The sequence below is a fragment of the Mitsuokella jalaludinii genome (genome assembly GCF_928722185.1).
Taxonomy (GTDB): domain Bacteria; phylum Bacillota; class Negativicutes; order Selenomonadales; family Selenomonadaceae; genus Mitsuokella; species Mitsuokella jalaludinii.
The window spans coordinates 358,174-379,167 of the sequence record NZ_CAKMXA010000001.1; the positions used below are offsets into that span (position 1 = coordinate 358,174).

The following is a 20,994-nucleotide window of genomic DNA, read 5'->3' on the forward strand; positions in this document are numbered from 1 at the left end:
CTAGTAGAAGAAGAGGTGATGACAATGGTCGAACAAAATGCATTCTTAGATAAAGCAAAAGAGATCGTGCATGATTTCGTCTGGGATTTCTACCAGAAGCGCAAGAGCATCTGGAAAATCATGGAACAGATGGACGAGAAGAACTTCAGCTGGATCGGCGCGGGCCCGGAGGAATACCTGCGCAGCTATGACGAGGCGCTTCATTACTTTGCGGAGCAGCGCCAGTCAGGAGCCGTGCCGCTCATCGCCATCTCCGAGGAACGCTACGATGCGCAGCCCATCGGCAGCCGCGCCTGTGTCGTGCTCTGCGAATACCTGCTGACTGTCCAGCTCGAGGAGAAGAAGAACGTCATGCAGGAGCGCCAGCGCTCGACCGTCACGATCCGCTGGGAGCGCGGCAAATTCAAGATCTGCCAGGTCCATACCTCGAACCCCTGGCATGCGATGAAGGGCGATGAGCGCTGGCCCGAAGAATTCGGGCGGCAGACCTATACCTACTTCCTCAATCTGCTCTCCGAGCTCGAGCTCAAGGAAATCCCGCACCTGAGCTCCCAGCAGCGCAAGGTGCTCGTGCTCATGATGCACGGCAAGACGTATCAGGAGATCTCCGCCGCAATCGGCATCACCTACCGCACCGTGCAGTACCACGTGCGCATGATCTTCAACAAGTTCAACGTCGACTGTCGGGAGATGCTCTTCGCCAAGCTCATCCGCGCACTCTGCACGACAGGCCCCCTGCTCGACAGCGAGGGCGATGCCAGCCATGATGTCCTGAAAGTCCTGGACCGCGTGGCAAAGAAATGTGAGGACGGGCAGGTGGAGAGGGCTCCGCATGACAAAGAACAGAAGAAAAAATAAACGAATACCAGAAGGAATACCAATGGACACGACGATGCATGATAGAAGGGGGAACCTCTGATGATACATCCTTCCCATAACCGTGCGGCGATGCGCGCACACGGCAGATGCGCACTGGTGCTCGCCGTGCTGCTGGCCCTGCCGATGGCGGCCGAGGCGGCGCCGGATGGCACGGAGCCGCCGGCCGCCCGCCCGGCGGGCTACAACGATTCGGGCGCACAGCTGAGCCGCACGCGCCAGTATCTCGAAGAACAGCAGGCGCGCGAGCGCCTGGCCAAGGAGAACAACACAGCAGGCGTCGAGGGTGCCGATGTGCCGGAAGCGCAGCAGGGCGGCAATATCTCGTTTCCGCTCAAGAAGATCGAGTGGAGCGCCTCGTCCGTGCTGACGGATGACGAGCTGCAGCAGCTCGCCGCGCCGTACGTCGGCCATGAGGTCAAGCTAGCGGACCTCTATACCTTGATAAATCAGATAAATGCGCTTTATCAGAAAAGAGGCTATATGACCTGCCGGGCCTTCCTCGGGCCGCAGACGATCCACGACGGCGTCGTCAAGATTGAGCTCATCGAGGGGCGGACGGGGCAGGTCAGTCTGACGGACAACCGCACGACGCGCGAGGATTACGTCCGCCACCGTCTCTCGCTGAAGAAGGGCGAAGTCGCGAACATCCATGACCTCAACGAAGAGCTGCTGCGCTTCAACGCAACGAACGACGCTCAGCTGCACATCGTGATGAAGGCGGGCGCCGAGGTCGGCACGACGGACTACGTCATCGCCGTCCGCGAGCCGCAGTTGTACCAGTTCGGCATCGTTGCCGACAATGCCGGCAATAAGTCGAGCGGCCTCTACCGCGGCGGCTTCTTCTGGCAGGACCGCAGCCTGACGGGTAACCGCGATGTGCTGTTCCTGAGCACGATGGCCTCGCAGGGCACAAAGTCGTTTGCCGCGGGCTACACGGCGCCGCTCGACCGCATGGGCAGCAAGATCGGGGTCAACTACACGACGAACAGCGTCCACATCACGGATGGAGCGCTCGAGCCGCTCGAAGTCCGCGGCCATTCGTATGCCTACGACCTTTTCGTGACGAATCCCGTCGTCACGAGCGAGACGGTGCGCTCCGAGATTGGCCTCGACTACGGCTACCAGCACTCGCGCACGGACTTCCTCGGCATGCCCTGGGTCGACGACACGGTGCAGACGCTGCAGGCGTTCTACGACCAGCTCGACTACGGCCGCTCGACCATCTGGTACCAGAAGCACGCCTACGCCATCGGCAAGGCACAGACGATGCAGGGCGACCGCAATTTCGGCAAATACAACATGAATGGGCTCTTTCGCAAGCACTTTGCGCACGGCCAGTCGTGGACCATGCGCGTCGACGGCCAGCTCTCGAGCACGCAGTACCTGCCATCCGCCGAGATGTTCTACATCGGCGGCATGTACAGCGTGCGCGGCTACACCGAGAGCCTGCTCGGCGGTGACGGCGGCCTCTCGATGGGCCTTGAATACAGCGTGCCCGTCACCAAAGGACTCGAGGCATATCTCTTCCTCGACGGCGGCCGCGTCTGGGGCAGCAGCGCCTTCGGCGACCGCAGCCTCGCCGGCACAGGCTTCGGCCTCAAGGGCAGCCTCGGCGCTCACGCCTACCTCAACGTCGGCCTCGGCTTCCCGCTGATCCGCACGGTCAATGAAGTGGAGCAGAGCAGAGCCCGCGTCCACTTCTCGTTCAACAGCCAGTTCTGACTGCTAGACCATCAAGAAGGAGGTAATCATCATGAGTTATACACGTTATACGAATCGAAAGAATGAGCGTGCAAGCACCAAGGATGCGGCCCGCATGACCCGCACCGAAGCGAATCGGCTGACCGATAAGGTCCTCTCGGCCCTGATGGCAGCAGGACTCGTGATGAGCCCCACGGCGGTGGATGCTTCGGAGATCAAAGACGTCAATAACCAGCCGGTATCTGCGGAGAGTGGCGTCTACAACATCTATGCCCAGAAACTCCACGGCGATATTGCCATCAATGAATTCGCGAAATTCCAGCTGGATGCCAATGATATCGCCAATCTGTACTTCCACAAGCAAGGCGAGACAATCAATGCCGGGAATCTCCTGAACTTCGTCAACACGCGCATCGACATCAACGGCACGGTCAATGCCATCAGGAACGGCACGATCGGCGGCAATCTCTTCTTCCTGAGCCCCGAGGGCATGGCCGTCGGCAAGAGTGGCGTCATCAATACGGGGGCCCTCTATGTCATGGCACCGGCTACGACATCCCTGCCCGGCGAATCGAATTATGAATCGCTGAAAGGCGTTTTTGATAAAGGAGCGGCCACTGAGGATCATCTCAATGCCATCAAGAATGGCAGTCCGCTCATCCCGCTCAATCCCAGCGGCACCATCAGCGTGCTGGGCAAGATCAACGCGGCGGACGATGTGAAGCTCTACGCTGCGCAGATTGCCGTGGGCAGGAATCTGACAGGGGAAGCGATTGACGGCACAGCAGCCGGTGGCATCGAGAAGACAGCGGCCATCGAGACGGGCGTGACGGATTTTTCCTCTCTGGTCAAGCTGAACACTGAGCAGCAACAGGCAGCTGATCTTGGCGATCTGCAGGCCACGCAAACGGGCAATGGCGACATCGTGCTGGCGGCCAGGGCGGAGTACGCCAATGCCTATGACAAGGCTTTCAACGACCTTGGCAAACTGGCAGGCATCCTCGGGACCACGGAGACCCCGGAAATCAATGTGCCCAAGACCATCACAGCCAGCGTGGAGAACTACGGCACCATCACGGCGGCCGGTGATGCTGTGCTCAAGGCAGAAGCCACCAACGGCAATAAGGACTACTCGGCCTCTGGTGCCAGCGCCTTTGCCCAGACCGTGGCTGACATCAAAGTCCAGGGGGCTGTCAAGGCAGCGGGCAAAGCGGAGCTCGCGGCAAAGGCTGACAACACGTATGTGGACAGCGGCAATTCCGTTACGGATAATCTGGGGGATACTCTCAGCTATGTGGTGCCTGTCGGTGCCAATGTCATGATCCTCGACAACAAGGCCAGTGTGACGGTGGAGAAAGAGGCCCAGGTGGAAGGCAGCCAGGTGGCTGTTTCGGCCGAGGCCAATCTCGATGGCACTGCCGGCGTGACGGCTGCGGGACGCAAGCTGGTCAGCAAGGTCCCCAGCGCCATTCCGGCTGTGGGGATGGGCTATGCCAAGGCCACGAATGAGGCGACGGTGCAGATTGACGGCAACGTCAAGGCCACCGGGGCCGATACCGTGGATGACAAGGGCAATGTCAAGGATAAAGCCCTCCAGATCAAGGCAGATGCCCAGTCAGCTGTGGATCATTCCGCCAGCACGACGGTCAAGAGCGGGGTACTTGGAGCAGGTTCGTCTTCTCTGGCAGCTGCTGTGGCCATTACGGACCACAAGAATGATGCCAAGGTTGCCATCAACGGGACGGCAGAGGCGGCGCAGGGCTCGGCTTCTGTCACGGCGGACACGGTCCATAAGCTCAACACCTCGGCCACGGCCAAAGCTGCCGATGAGACAGTGGGCACAGCTGCCGTGGATGTAGTGGTCCACGCGAGCACGAGTGCCGTAGATGTGCAGGGAACGGTCAACGCAAAAAACGATGTCACGATCAAGGCGACAAATACTACGGATGAGAACACCCATGTGAGCAACAACAACTTGGGTATGGGGAAACTGCAAGCGGAAGCTATGAAGGCGGCAGACCTCACGGGCATCAGCAATAAAGTCAAGGAGAACAAGGTTGTCGCCGGCATCTTGAGCAAGCTTCAGAAGGACGGCGGAAATACCGACGTTCCCTTGAGCACAACGCTTGGCCAGACGCTCTCGGCCGGTGCTGCCGTGACGGTGGCGGATGAAACCAACAAGGCCAAAGTGAATATCGGCAGCAAGGCTTCCGTCCAGGCCGGGCAGGAATTGACGGCCAAGGCGGAATCGAAGGTCTACGACACGATGATGACGGCTTCAGGAGCTACGAGCTCGTTCAAGAACAGCGACAATAGCTCGGATACCGTGACCATCGCAACAGGCGTCGTCTACGCCGGCATGGACAATCAGACCGATGTCACGGTAGCAGACGGAACGGATGATCAGCACGCCACGCTGAAGGCCAACGGCAACTTGAACCTCCAGAGCAGCAATATCATGGAATACCACCGCCCGGAGCGCATGAAACGCGAGATCGACCGCAGCATCGAGAAGCTCAATACGGCGATTGATGCCATTGCAAACATGCCGGAAGCCAAGCAAGAACAGGCCAAGGAAATCCTGGAGCAGCTGGAGAAGCTGAAGACATCCATGACGGGAATGGCTGCAGCCTTTACGACGGACTATCTGCAGGATACATCCAATGTCAAGAACCTGACGGCAGAGGGCACGCTGAACAAGATCGGCAACGTCGCCGGGACAGGCTGGGAAATCCTCAATGCTGTCACGAAAATCCAGCAGTCTGTGGCGCAGCTGCAGGATGTGACCTCGCCTTTTGGTGAAGTGGTCACGAATGCTCTGGCCGTCGTCACGAATGCCGTGGCTTTCACGGAGCCGAATCAGTATGCCAATGTCTCGGCAGCTGCTGTCTCGAGAGGCGGCAGTGACACCAAGGCATCCCTGGCCGCGGCGGTCACGGCGACCGACTTCGATTACGGCAGCCATGTGACGGTCGGCAAGCATGCGTCGTTGACGGCGGGGAATGCGCTGGACCTGAGGGCCGAAGAAGCCATCAAGGATGTCAACATCACCGGCAAGAACAAAGTCTGGAAGAATGATGCGGAAGCAGCCGGCGGCGTCGGCATCGGCGGCAGCGTGAATTACCAGAATTTCGATACGGATACACTTGTCAAGGTCGGTAAGGGCGCAGCCCTGACGGCCGGTGACATGGAGCTTGCGAGCAGCTCGGACATCTTCCATACGGGCGTCATGCTCTCGGCGGGCAAGGCGGAAGGCAGCGCCATCAGCGGCATGCTGGCCATGACCGATTCGGACAGCAAGAATCAGACCCTCGTGGACAAAGACGCTGTCCTGAAGGCCGTTAAAGATGCGGACAAGAAGGGCAGCATTGCCATTACTGGCTATAACGATACGAATGTGAACAATGCCATCCTGTCGCTCTCGGCAGGAAGTGGTGCGGCTGCTGCCGGCATTGCGGCGGCCATCAACAAGGTGGATGTGGTCAACCGGGCGGCGGTGGAGAACATCGATGCAGCCGATGATGATGAAAAAAGCGGCAGCATCCAGGCTTCCAAGCTGGGCGTGAGCGCGGAGACCACCGGCCTCATCAACATCATCAGTGTGGCTGGCGGCGTGACGGCCAGTGGCAAGGATCCCGAAAAACCAGAAGCGGACAAAGGGCCTCTTGACAAGCTCGGCGACGGCTTTGGCAAGCTGGCGAGCCTCACGGATACCGTCAACGGGAAAATCAATGACGTCTCGAAAAAGGTACAGAATGTCATCAGCACCGTCAATGGGGCCGGAGCATCCCAGGGCGGGACGCAGAGTGCTGTGCCAACAAAATCCGAGACGGCTCCGTCCTTTGCCTTTGCCGGGGCTGGCAGTGTGTCGCTGAACCTCGTCAGCGATACGACGCAGGCCGTCATCGACGGGGCACATGTCAATCTGAACAATGACGGCGTCCTGCAGGCAGGTGCCCGGGATACTGCTTTTGTCGGTGCCTTCAGCGGCGGTGCGGCCATCTCGGCGCGCAAGGGTCAGAGTAGCGGGACGAGTGCGGCCTTCAGCGGGGCCGTGGGCGTCAACAAGATTGACAATACCATCGAATCTGCCGTAAAGAACAGCACGGTCGAGGGCCTCAAGAGCATGGACGTCACGGCCCTTTCCGGCGGCACTTCCGTGGCAGTGGGGACCGGTCTGTCCCTGACCAAGAACAGCCAGCCCGGCAACAACTTCGCGGGCGGCGCATCTGTTTCCGTCAACCTCATCGACAAGGATGTGAAGGCTCTCGCCGAGAAGAATACCGTTTCCGGCGTTTCGGCTGACGAGAAGGCCGCTGTCAAGCTGACGGCCTATGAGAGCGACCTCCAGGTCACGGGCGGCGTCAATGCCAATGTGGCCACCGGCGGCGGTACGGCCGTGGGCGGCAGCATCACCGTGGCGGATATCAACAACGATCTCGATGCCCGCATCAGCGGCGGGATGTATACGAATATCAAAACGGCTGATGCTGAGAGCCTCCTGGCCACCAAGCAGATCACGGCGGCCATCTCCACAGGCGTCGCCGTGGGCGGCAGTGGGACGAACAACGCCTTTACCGGGGCCATGGTCTACAACGGGCTGCACAATACGGTGAAGGCCGGCATCGATGGCCGTGCCAAGGTGACGGCGGATTCCATCGCGGTCCGCGCGCACGATACCACCAGCGGTTCGGCAGAAGCCAAGCCGTATCAGGACCTTTTGGGGAACTACAAGGAGCATCAGCAGTTTGCCGAAGATGCCGGCGTGGATACGGACGGTTCTTCCTATTACAAGACCTCCGACAGCAGCAACGGCCTGGATACGGCCGGTGAAAAAGTGGACTTCGACGGCAACAAGGGCAGCCTGAGCGTGGGCGCCGCCTTTGTGGTGGCCGGCTCCAGCGGCAATGCGGCCGGAGCGGCGGTCAACGTGGCCAATGTCGACAATGATTTCACGGCAGCCCTCGCCGATGCCACACTTGCAGCCAATTCCGTCTCGGCCGAGGCGGATGCAGATTCCCTGGCCGTCAACGTGTCGGCCGGTGTGGCCGCCGGTTCCAAGGACTTCGGCGGCATGGGCAGCGTGACCTGGCAGGATATGGACAACACGGTCCTTGCCAAGGCCAGTGATTCGGCCATCACGGCAGACTCCCTGGCGGTCAAAGCGGCCAGCAATTCACAGGCTGTGAACGTGGCCGGTTCCGTGGCCTACGGCAAGACGGCAGGCGTCGGGGCCGCCCTGGCCTACAATGGCCTGGACAACCACATCGGTGCCTACTTGGCCGGAGGCAGCGTGACAGCGAAAACGCCGTCCACCGGTGTGAGCGTGGATGTGGAAGGCAAGAATACGGGCAAGATCTATGGCATCGGGGCTGCTGTGGCCGCCAGCCAGAATGCAGCCGTGAACGGAACCGTGGTGGTGAACCACGGCGGCAGTGATACGGAAGCAGCTGTCGGTGAAGTGCGCGCTGAAAATGGGTCCAATACCGCGAAAGATACCGTGATTACTGCTGCCAAAGCCGTGAAAGTGAAAGCCGAAAGCGACGATGTGCGGGTGGCTGCTGCCGGCAATGTCAGTGCCAGCGGCAAGGTGGCCCTGGGCGGCGCCGTGGCCTACAACGATGTGGGCGGCGCTTCCACCAGCACGGCAAAAGCCAGCCAGAAGACCCGGGCGGCCCTGAACAAGACCACCCTGACCCATGTGAAAAACGGGTCCACGTCCGTTGAGGCGGTGGACGGTTCCACCCTGACCACGGCTGCTGTAGGCGTCGGCGGTGCCGGCAAAGTGGCCGTCCAGGGCGCAGCTGCCACGGCTCTTGTCAACAAGGCTGTGACGGCGGAAATGAAGGACAGCACCGTCGACCAGGCTGCGGACAAAGGAGCCGATGTGACGGTCAAGTCGGACAGCAAGAGCACCATCAACAGCCTGGTTGCTGTGGGTGCCGGCGGCAGTGACTTTGCCGGCGGCGCCGGGGTAGCCGTGAACCGGATCAATCAGGATACTGCGGCTACCATGAGCGGCAGCACGGTCAAAGACAAGCATACCACCGTGCAGGCAGACGGGAATTCCACCATTACGTCCATTGGTGTGGGCGCAGCTTTGGCCGGCAAGGTAGCTCTTGCGGGGAACATCGCCGTGAACCAGATTGGCAACAACGTGAAGGCTGCTGTGACGGGCAGCACCCTGACCAGCAGCGGCAACATCGGCGTACTGGCCAATGGGCGAGAAAAATTGACGAACTATGCCGGGACGGTGAGCGGTGCAGCCGGCAATGCCGGTCTCGGCATGGGCGTCAGCTACAATGCCATCACGGGCAATGTGGAAAGCACTGTGGGAGAAAGTTCCCTGGAGGCCCGGGGCAAGGAGACCGAGACGGTGGGCGACGCGCAGAAGGGCGTGGCTGTGACCGCGTCCGGTCAGCATAACCTGAAGAGCGTGGCCCTGACAGCCGGTCTGGCCGGTTCTGACACGGTGGCCGTGGGTGCCGCCGGCACGGTGACGGTGAACAACATCGGCGGGACCACCCGGGCAGCCGTGACCGGCACGGACATCAATGCCGAGCTGGATAACAGCATGGCCGGTGATGTGGCCGTGAAAGCCCACGATGTGACCAAGAGCGAAAGCCATGTGGGCTCCCTGTCTGTGGGCATCGGCGCCGATGGCGGGGCCGGTGTGAGCGCGGCTTCGGATACCCTGCTCCTTGACCGGGAGACGGCTGCGGAACTGAGCGGCACGGATGCGGCGAAAAAGACGGTCAACGGCCGGAACTTGGCCGTAACGGCAGACCAGCAGTCCACAGTCGTCACCAATGCGGACGGCGTGGCCGGTGCCGGCGGAATCTACGGGTCAGGCGCAGTAGCGGCAACAGCAGCCGCCACCAAACTGGACGGCTCCGTGACCGCCACCATGAAGAACATCATCAGCAACAACAAGGGCCTGGACATCTCGGCCAAACACGACCATGAGACCACTCTGGTCAGCGCTTCGGCAGCAATGTCGGCGGCTATGGTTTCCGGCGCCGTGGGAGCTGGTGTTGGCGTGGTCAACGATGACTTCACCACCAATGCAGAACTTATAAACAGTGATGTCACGGCAAGTAAGGAAGACGGCCAGACTGGTTCCGGTTCCGTGAAAGTGGCAGCCGACAGCAGCACTTCTGTAACAACGGTCGTGGCCGGTGTGGCTGGTTCCATGGGTGCGGCGGCTTCGACGATTTCCGTCAACAATTTGAACAGCCAGACTGCAGCGGTCGTGGATAACAGCACCGTGGCGGCCGACCAGGACTTTGCCGTGGATGCTCATAACCGGGTGACCACGAAGTTCAACGCGGCTACGCTTGGTGCGGGCGGCGCCGCCATTGCTACGGGGGTGGGCGTCAACACCATCGGCACCTCTACCCTGGCCGAGGTGAACAAGAGCACCATCAAGGCTCAGAAGGCGGCCATCACCTCCCGGGAAGAGATGGATGTAAATCAGAACCTGGTGGGCGCTACGGCGGGCGGCCTCGGCATCAATGCCAACGTGATGGTGACCTCCATCGGCACCGAACTGGCGGATACCTACGGCAGCAGCGATAATAACGGGGCTTCTTTTGATACGACCGCTGCGTTGAAGAGGTCCAATACGGCCCTGGATTCCCAGAAGACGGCCACCACCGATGACACGACAGCCAGCGGCAAGGTGGTCAAGGACACCCTCCACAACAGGGATACGGGCGTCGCGGCCACCGATGCCTCTGGCGTGACCGCTTCTTCCGGCAAAAGCGACGCCAAGGGGACCCAGGTGGCAGTGACAAACTCTGATATCACCACGACAGATACGATGGCCCTCCGAGCTAATCGCAAGACCGATGCCCAGATTACAGCAGCTTCGGCCAGCGTTTCGGGTTCGCTAGGGCTCAGTGCGACGGTTGCCGTCCTCGATGCGAAGAAAGATGCCGGCGTCAGCATCAGCGGCAGTACGCTGCAGGCGAACAACGCTCTCACTGTAACGGCTGATCAAGGCGGCAAGACGAGCATCGATGCGTATCAGGCTAATATCGCCGGTGTGGCTGCTGTCAGTGCGGCCTATGCCCAGAGCAGCTCCAACGGTGAGACGAAAGTCGAAGCCGTGGGTTCTACGCTGACTTCCGGCAACAAAGATATCACGATGAAGGCAGCGGATGCGTCCCAGACGGCTTCATCGGTCTACGGCGCTACGGCAGGCCTCGTGACGGCCGGAGCCCTTGTCTCCAAGGCAGACAATACCAGTGATGTGAATCTTGCAGTCAAGGGAAGTGCGCTGCATACGGCCCAGGGAACGGCCAGCCTGCAGGCCGATAAGGCCAATGTGGTCACGGCCAAAACATATGGTGGCTCCTTCGGCTTGGTCGGTGCCAACGGCGTCGTTGCCCTGGCAAGTGACGAGGGTGCATCCAAGATTCTCGTCGCGCAGAGCGACAGCAAGAAAAACAGCGTCTTCCGTGGTCAGACGGCAAGCCTGCAGGCCACGACCCGTCCGGCTGTCACGGCGGAGACGGGCAGTCTCTCTGTTGCCCTTCTCGGCAGTGCCAGTGCGTCTGTGGCAACGGCCTCTGCCAAAGGCGAAGCCGGCGTCCAGATAGCTGACGGCACGACTCTCGATGTTGACAAGGCAGAAATCACAGCCAGCGCCGAAAGCCAGAATGGAGAAAACAACAGTGAAGCCAAGGTCAAGGGGTTTGCAGCAGCCGGCCGCGGTACGGCCGTCATCAATACGGCGATAGCCAATACGGATATCGATACGGACGTGACGATGGGCAAGGTTTCCTTCAAGAAGAATAGGGGAACGGCTCTGAACGTGACCTCGGCCAACACGACGCAGACTGCAGCCGATGCCCGCGGCATTACCGTCGGCGGCCTTTTCGCCAGCGGCACGAATCTGGCCTATACGGGAAGCGGCACGGAAAAAGATGCCAATACTGCGACGATTACGCTGCAGGGCAATAAGACGCAGCTGAAATCGCTGTCCGCCAATGCCAGCGGCACGACGCACAATCTGACGACAGCCGACGGCAGCGGCGGCGGCATGATCAGCGGCGACCTGGCCGGTGCTGTAGACAACAAGACGTATACGGGCAGCAAGGTTACCCTCAAGGGCAGCTGGGATGTGAACGGTGACGTGGCCATCCAGTCGGCCCAGACGGACCATATGGACCTGAACGCCGATGCCACGAAGGCAGCCGTCGTCGGTGCCAGTGCCACCAAGGCCGACAATACGGCCAATGGGGCTGCTGATGTCGTGCTGACGGGCAGTCAGATTACCAGTGGCGGCCTGCTCACGGCCAAGGCGGACAGCAAGGTAAATCTCGGTCAGAACAAGGCGTATGCCGTAGAAGGCAGCGGTTATGGTGGTGTAGCGGTACAGGGCGCTAAGCTCAATAATACGGTGAACCGCACGGCCACTGTGGATGCCCGCAATGCGTCCCTTACGAGCAGCGGCAGCCAGATCCTGGCAGCTGAATCGGGCGGTAAGATCAACGCGGCCGGCTATATCAAGGCGGCTGGCGCCGGTGCGGCAACCTGGGTGGATGTGGACAACAACCTGACCAGCAAGAATACCATCACGACCGATGGGAAGACTTCGCTGCGCACGGATACGGTGGACAGCGATATCACCCTCGCGGCTTCGGACGACTGGAATGTAACGGCCAAAGGCGTGGCCGATACCCAGGGCGGCGCCGTCGGCGGTGCTTCGTCGGATGTCAAGAACACCCTGCAGCGGACGAACAAAGTCGATGTCCAGGGCAAAGTCTACAGCTTGAACGATGTCAATCTCTATGCGGGCAAAGATGAAAACGGCGCCCTGGATAACCTGGACCTGAATGTTGAGTCGGAAGCCTACAACAAGACGGCGCTTTCTGTCGCCGTCCCGAAATTCAAGGATACGCTGACTCAGGCCAATCAGGTCATCGTCGGCAAGGATGCAGATGTCGCCGGTGTCCGTCATGTCAGTGCTTATGCCGATGAAGCCGGCAAATACCTGCGCGAACAGTCTGTGAAGTATACCTGGTATCACAGCGATGCCAATGAAAACTTCACCAGCACGTCCGTTGGCAAGAAGTCCGACAGCATCAACGACAAGACAGATAACTATGTACAGATTGACGGCAAGGTGACGGCCGGCGCGCAGAACAAGCAAAAAGTCGTCATCGGCGGGACGGGACAGATTGTCGTTCTCGACCAAGATGAACTGGCTGCTGTCAAAGCTGTCAAAGGGCAGGAAAATGCTGTCCAGCATCCGACAATCGACGCTTCGAGCGGCATCGATACGGCAAACATCACCTATGCACGCATCGATTACGCCAATGCCCTGGTGACACGCTACTATGAACTGGCTAACTTGATCAGCCAGTACAGTGACAGCAAGGACCTGACGGCGCTGAAAGGCTATCAGGATGAGCAGACGCGCATCTACAACGAACTCAACGACCTGGGCCTTCTGTCCAAGGCAATCGGAGAAGATGGCAAGGAATATCTGGTGCCTGTCAGCGGCCTTACGGTGGATACCATCACGCTGCCGGATATCGTCGCTTCGGGCGGCAATATCACGGTGGAAGCAGGCAGCCTGAAAGGCGCAGGTACCTTGAAAGCCCAGGGCAGTCCGGAAGCTACTGTGGAAAACCATACCAATCTTTATCTGAAAGTGGGAGATGTGCGAGCCGTCAATCCGGGCGGTGAAATCCACTACAATGGCCAGTCTCTGGCCAAAGATGCCGTTGCGATCATCAAGAATGCCAATCAGGACAAGTCCTCTGCCGTCAATCTGACGGTCAGCACCGACGCTGCCACCAGTACCGGTGGCACGGTCACCATCAAGAGCGACTACGGCAAGGCTGCCATCAAAGCGAAAATCGACGAAGTCGATGCCAATAACAAGAAGACGGGCAAAAAGGTCGATGCCGAGCTCGTCCCGAAGGCCGATATTGAAATTAACGGCAATGTCGAGGCGGAAAATGGCGTCGTTACGGTAGAAGACAAGAACTACAACATTCTCCTGCAGGGCGAAGGCAGCCGCACGGCGGAAGTCAACGGCAAGGAAATCCACCTGACCGCCGGCAAGAGCATCAGCCAGGGCTTTACCCAGGGCATCGTCAACATCGGCGGCAACCCGGAACAGCTGTACAAAGACAAATATTTCAACAGTGAAGTCCAGGAATACAACAAAGCTTATGGCTTTGAGCATACTGAGCGCGTTCATGCGGAAGACCGGACGCATGATGATGTACTGAACGGCAGCGGTTCGCGCATTGCCGGCGACAATATCTACATCAACGCGTCGGACATCAACGTCAACGGCCTGATTCAGAGCGGCTACGGCAAATACGAAGTTACCGTTGCCAGCACAGTGACGCCGCAAGTCCAGAAGCTAGACCGCAGCTGGGCGCGCATGGGCAAACAGAATCTGTCCGATGCGGTCATCACCACAGGAACGTATTATCTTGTACAGGAAGGCGGCAAAGTCCTGCAGGCGGACGGTACCTACAAATACCAGCCTGATGTCTACTACAATCCGTCGACGCAGAAACTGGTCATCCCCGATATCGATGCCCACGGCGGCAAGATTTATCTGAGCGGCCGCATTTCCAGCACGGGCAATGGCAAAATTGTGGCCCTCGACGGTGCCTATGACATCAGCGTGACTAACAATACGAACACGGCTCTGCAGGTGGGCAAGCTTATCAGCAACAAAAATGACGGCCTGATCAGCATTGCCGATTCCTCCAGGAATCAAGTCACGGAATATACCCGCAATAGTACGGTGGTCAAGGACCTGACAAACTGGGACAAAGCTGCCGGCGACTGGAAAGTCCTCAGCACCAGCGGTGCTTCTTCCGTGTACAATCCACAGAAAGACCTGCGCTACAACTGGACCAGTGGCCAAAAAGTCACCACGAAGAAACATTACGAGCATGACCATAAAGCCGGCCTCTGGGGAGCTGTCACGACGCTGAATGAAACGGAACTGACGAAGTATGAACAGGAAATTACGCCACAGGATATGGGTCATAAGACTTTTACCAATGATAACGGCGTCTATATCGATACGAGCAACCTTACGAATAAGGACAAGCAGTATGTCTTTGTCTACGACAATGTGGTCCTGAATAATTCCCGGACGCAGCCAGTGGTCACCAAGCGCTGGAAGACAGGCTTCCTGGGCTGGTTCCATTGGGAACGCACCGAATGGGATACCAACACGGGTACGGCCCAGCAGTATGTGGGCAGTGTCAAAGCGGATCACGGCATCGATATTGGTTTCCTCGGCAATCAGAATGGCAATTCGGCCATCAATGTGACGAGTAAGGCCGATGTCGCCCTGGCCGGCAGAATCCAGTCCAGCCAGAGCGGGGCGGGCTCGACCATTGCCATCACATCGCAGGAAGGTGCCATCAATCAGAATGGCGGCCTGCTCAAGGGCGACAACATCAAGCTCAGCGCCAAAAAGGGCCTGACGAATATTGCCATCGAGTCCCTTGGCGATACGGTGAAGCTCGACGCGGCCAATACCGGCAGAGGCAATATGAACATCACCGTTGACGGTGCCTATGGCAAAGCGGGCCATGTCAATCTGGTAAAAGCGGAGAACATGAATGGCGATGTCAGCCTGACTGTTTTGGGCAATCTGACCCAGAGCACGGCTGAGGCTGTCAAAGGCAATCGCATCGACATCGTCAGCCGGCAGGGAGGCGTTGGTACGGCCGCGACGGCTTTGAAGGTGGAAACACCGGATCACGCTGTCGACGTGCTGAACCCGCTTTCCAGCAGTGTCAACATTACGGCTAAGGGCGATATCTATGCAGCAGAAGACAGCAATCTGCGCGTCGGTACCATCAAATCGACGGGCGGCAATGTGACGCTGACCACTGCAGGCAGCCTCATCGATGCCCTGCCCAGCGGCGAGACCATCGACCGTGGCAATACGGCAGATCTCGTTCAGGGCTGGAAAGACCTGGGCCTGATCGACGGTGAAGGACAGTACAAGCAGAAACAGGCAGAAGACGTGGCCGCATACAAGGACGGTGTCCAGTCTGAATTTGCGCAGTACCTAAATTTGAAGACTGCTTATGCAAACAAGGAAGAAGCAGCTGAAAATGACGTCAATTATCAGACCCTGAAAGACCGCTATGGCGCTTATGCAAGTGCTGACGACTATCTGGCTAAAAGCGATACAGCCAAAAATCATCTGGCCAATCTGCAGAAGGCCGGTGCCGGCTGGACGGAAAATGAGCTTCTCTATGCCATCAGCGATGCCATCGTCAACAAGGCTCAGGGCAGTACGGATACAGAACTGAAGGAAGCGAACATTTCCGGTCAGAATATCACGATCCACGCGAAGAACATTGGCTCGGACAAGGCGGCCGAAGATGTGTTGGTCAAGGATATCACCACGGATGAACGTCTCGATGACCTGAAGAAAGTCGTCAATGCCAACGTTTCCGATGTGGGCTATACCAAGAATGACAAGGGTGAGAATGTGTTCCGCATCTACGGCAAGGTGCCTGTGGGCATCGAAGCTAGAGGTGAATTGAACATCGCGTCCGACGGCAATATCTATGTGGCCGGCCGTGCGTCCGGTGAAAATAAGGATACAGTCCTGAAACTGGGCAAAGTAACGACCAGCACGGGTGATATCCGCGTTTTGGGCAAAGCCGGTGTGACCAACTCCCTGAAGGATGGCAGTGCCAACCTGAACGGAAAGAATCTGATCCTCGAAGGCGGCAGTTCCGACATCGGGGCAGCGGACAAACCCATTGACGTCGACCTTACGGGCAGCCTGTCTGCTCTGACGGACGGCAGCATGTATATCAGCAGTGTGGGCAATCACAATCTGCAGCTTTCCGGGCTCTATGCCGGCAAGGATATGGTGCTGGCCTCCAGGAAGGATATCGCCATGAGTCCTGACGCATCGGCACAGGCTTACCTCAATGCCGGCAGACTACTTGATTTGAAGGCAGAGGGCGGCATCGGTGCAAAGGACAGCGGCGTACGCATCCTGGGAAATGGCGCGACCATCAATGCTGAAGCAAAAGATGGCAATATTTACCTGGCCGGCAAGAGAAAGGCCGGGGAACAGGACGGTCTTCTCCTGCTCGGTATGGTGAAGACGAATCCGGGCCATATGATTGATGTGGCGGCTGAAACCAGCCTGGGCCTTGGGAGCAACGAAAACGCGTCGCTGCTTGTGAGCCAGGTGCAGGCAGATACGGTGAACCTGTCAAGTGACAGGGAAATCAACCTGAAAAACGGCACGCTCACTGCTGGCACGCTGAAACTGAAGGCCGACGGTTCCATCAACCAGACGGCAGCTCATGCCATCACGGCTTCGGATGTTTCTGTGGACGCAGCGGCAGGCATCAGCCTGAACAGCGGAGCAGAGGCAGAATCCAAGATGTTCAATGCGTTCAAGGAGGTGACGCTGAATAACGCCAGCGAGGCGACGGACATCGTGCTCGGCAACGGCGGCGATGAGGACCTGAAAGTCATCTTCGCCGACGGCAGCAAGGCCCAGGATGTCACCGTCCGCAATTATGCGAACGGCGAGGCCAACGACCTCGATATCCACGGCCCGATTGCAGCCGCAGCAGGCATTGCGCTCATAAACGACGAAGGTTCGCTGGTCACGACGGGCGGCTTGGATGCCAAAGCGGATATCCGCGAAACGGCAAAGGGCAGCCTCAATAACAGCGATGCACTTCACGCCGAGCAGGATATCGTCCTGACGGCAACAGATGGTAGCATCATCAACGACGCAGCCATCACAGCAAAGCGCAATGTGACCATGAAGGCTGGCGATTCCATCGAGAACCGTGCCGCAACAACGGCCTATACCGGTGCGATTTCCCTGAACGCTTATCATGACATCAAACAGAAGGGCGATGCCAAGGCTGGCACCGACACTACAGCTGAGTCTGCGGATGGCAGTGTCACGGTCGAAGGCAGCCTGACAAGCGGCAAGGCGACGCTTGCCAAAGCGACTGACGGCAATGTCTCAATCCACGGCGATGTCCAGAGCGGCACCTCTTTTGCGGCGCAGGCCGATAATGGCAGCGTCACGGTCACGGGCGATATCACAAGCGGCACGTCGGCAGACCTGTCGGCAGCCGGCGGCAATGTCTCTATCACGGGCAATGTCCAGAGCGGCACGTCGGTCACGGCGCAGGCGACGGAAGGCAATGTCACAGTCGGCGGCTCGCTGACTTCGAAGGACGGCGACACGGTGCTCTCGGCATCGGATAGCCAGAAGCTTGAAGGCAAGGGCAACATCCGCGTGACGGGCTCTGTCGATTCCGCGCATGACATCCAGATGACGACAGATGACGGTGCGATTGCAGTCGACGGCACGCTGAAGGCCGACAAGGCTGTTGACGTCACGACGGAAGACGGTGCAATCACCGTCGGCACGTCGGTGAAGGACGGCACGGTCAATGCTGGCACGACGGCAGCGCTGACGACTCTCCGTGGGCCAATCACGGTCCGCGGTCTCGTGACGGCCAAGAACGGCGTGAAGCTCCAGGCGGCTGAGTTGGGCGCTATCTCGGTCAAGGGCGACCTGCTCGCCACGGAAAGCGGCAATGCCGAAGCCCTGAGCAAAGATGGCGACATCGAGATCCAGGGCAAGGTCGACTCGAAGACAGGTGCGGCCACAGTCAAGACGCAGCGCGGCAGCGTGATGGTCAGCGGCAAGATGCACGCGGCCCAGGACGCTGCAGCTGAGTCCGGCGACGGTGCTGTCACGATTGACGGCGAGTTCGTCGCCGATAACGGCAATACCACGGCCCGCACGGCGCGTGGCGATGTGAAGGTCAAAAGCCAGATGAAGGCCGGCACCGACATCACGGTGCAGTCTGATGAGGGCAGTGTCACGGTCGAAGGCAGCCTGACAAGCGGCAAGGCGACGCTTGCCAAAGCGACTGACGGCGATGTCTCGATCCACGGCGATGTCCAGAGCGGTACCTCTTTTGCGGCGCAGGCCGATAATGGCAGCATCTCGGTCACGGGAGATATCACAAGCGGCACGTCGGTCGCGGCGCAGGCGACGGAAGGCAATGTCACGGTCGGCGGCTCGCTGACTTCGAAGGACGGCGACACGGTGCTCTCGGCATCGGACAGCCAGAAACTTGAAGACAAGGGCAACATCCGCGTGACGGGCTCTGTCGATTCTGCGCATGGCATCGAGATGACGACGGATGACGGCGCGATTGCAGTCGACGGCACGCTGAAGGCCGACAAGGCTGTTGACGTCACGACGGAAGACGGTGCAATCACCGTCGGCACGTCGGTGAAGGACGGCACGGTCAATGCTGGCACGACGGCAGCGCTGACGACTCTCCGTGGGCCAATCACGGTCCGCGGTCTCGTGACGGCCAAGAACGGCGTGAAGCTCCAGGCGGCTGAGTCGGGCGCTATCTCGGTCAAGGGCGACCTGCTCGCCACGGAAAGCGGCAATACCGAAGCCCTGAGCAAAGATGGCGACATCGAGATCCAGGGCAAGGTCGACTCGAAGACGGGTGCGGCCACAGTCAAGACGCAGCGCGGCAGCGTGATGGTCAGCGGCAAGATGCACGCGGCCCAGGACGCTGCAGCTGAGTCCGGCGACGGTGCTGTCACGATTGACAGCGAGTTCGTCGCCGATAACGGCAATGCCACGGCCCGCACGGCGCGCGGCGATGTGAAGGTCAAAGGCCAGATGAAGGCCGGCACCGACGTCACAGTGCAGTCCGATGAGGGCAGTGTCACGGTCGAAGGCAGCTTGACAAGCGGCAAGGCGACGCTTGCCAAAGCGACTGACGGCGATGTCTCGATCCACGGCGATGTCCAGAGCGGTACCTCTGCTGCGGTACAGGCCGATAATGGCAGCGTCACGGTCACGGGTGATATCACAAGCGGCACGTCGGCAGACCTGTCGGCAGCCGGCGGCGATGTCTCTGTGACGGGCAATGTCCAGAGCGGCACGTTCACCGAGGCAAAGGCGACGGAAGGCAATGTCACAGTCGACGGTTCGCTGACTTCGAAGGACGGCGACACGGTGCTCTCGGCATCGGACAGCCAGAAGCTTGAAGGCAAGGGCAACATCCGCGTGACGGGCTCTGTCGATTCCGCGCATGACATCCAGATGACGACAGATGACGGTGATATCACGATTGACGGCTTCGTCAATGCCGACCGCGATGCAATCGCGGATGCGGCTCAGTCGGGCACGATCACGCTGCGCCGGGACGTCACAGCAAATCGGGATATCAAGATGCACACGCACGACGGCAGCATGGTCTTCGACGGCCGTGATGCGGGCAAGGCCGAGGACATCCGCCTGACCGCAGTCAGCGGCAATGTCGAGCTGCGCACGACGGGCACGGGCGATATCAAGGACAGCCACCGCCAGGCAAACGGTGACCGCGCCTTTGTCAATGCGACGAATGGCAATGTCACGATCCGCCATGAGGGAACGGGCAATGTCGACCTCTACGGCCTCTATGCCAAGAAAGAGGCGGCGACCGAGATCAAGAACGGCAGCCTCTACCTCGACACGATGGACGGCGACCTCGTGGCCATGTTTGTCCGCAACCCGGACAAGGTCATGAATGTCAAGCACATCACGGCGGGGCAGGAGATCGCGGTCGCCGGTGCCGACATCGGCATCGACGACATCCTGCAGCGCGAAGGTGCCGAGGGGCTGCTGACGATCACGCCGAAAGGTGCGTCGGACGATGCGCCCATCAAGAACCTCCACATCGGCGACATCCGCACGAACGAGGGCAGCGGCGTCCGCTTCAAGCACCTCTGGCTGGAGAACGGCGACGTCTCGGTCAGCAAGGGACAGCTCCTGCTCGACAAGCTTTACGTCCTCAACAAGGCACGGTTCAGCAATGGCGTCATGACGACAAATGTCTTCGGCACGGCGCCGGTCTATGAGGAAGGCGTGACGAGCGCATACTGGAACGACACGGCCATCAACGACCCGAAAGAGGCACTCTCGTCCTGGCTCAATGGTGAGCCGGACGAGAAGCGCTGGATGTTCCTGCGCTTCTACGGCCAGGTCAATGCGCAGCACAGCAATGGCAACCTCCTGGACCTCGCCGACCACTACCGGGTAAACCGCGAGCGCTACACGGAGGCGGACTGGATGCGCATGATGAAGAACAAGGACCGCTACGATTTCTATCGTACGTACTACCATCCGGCACTCTCGCTCCACGACCGCTTCGGCCTCGTCGATGCGTCGGACTACCTCGGCGCATCCAAGGCAAAGCCAGGAGTGACGGACGTTGATGAAGCAGAAAGCGAAAAGGCATGACGTCATGACAGGAAAGCCGGGACACACTAATCGAGTTCCGTGGTGCCCCGGCGGACTGTTAAATCATTCCAGAAGATACAGATGAAGATACAGATAAGGAA

General features: G+C 59.3%; 3 protein-coding genes. All 3 read left to right on the forward strand.

Annotation, left to right across the window (positions count from 1 at the left end):
* Positions 1 to 24 precede the first annotated feature (24 nt).
* The 3 genes from QDI87_RS01770 to QDI87_RS01780 are packed head-to-tail and all read left to right on the forward strand — an operon-like array spanning position 25 to position 20,893.
* A complete protein-coding gene (locus QDI87_RS01770; RefSeq protein ID WP_036376509.1) occupies positions 25 to 858 on the forward strand; it encodes a LuxR C-terminal-related transcriptional regulator in 834 nt (277 codons plus the stop codon).
* A gap of 60 nt (positions 859 to 918) precedes the next feature.
* Complete coding sequence (locus QDI87_RS01775; RefSeq protein WP_036376512.1) at positions 919 to 2,601, forward strand: ShlB/FhaC/HecB family hemolysin secretion/activation protein; 1,683 nt, start codon at positions 919 to 921, stop codon at positions 2,599 to 2,601.
* 31 nt (positions 2,602 to 2,632) lie between these two features.
* Positions 2,633 to 20,893, forward strand: coding sequence for a leukotoxin LktA family filamentous adhesin (locus QDI87_RS01780; RefSeq protein WP_278742089.1), 18,261 nt, complete (start codon positions 2,633 to 2,635; stop codon positions 20,891 to 20,893).
* The last annotated feature ends 101 nt before the right edge of the window (positions 20,894 to 20,994 follow it).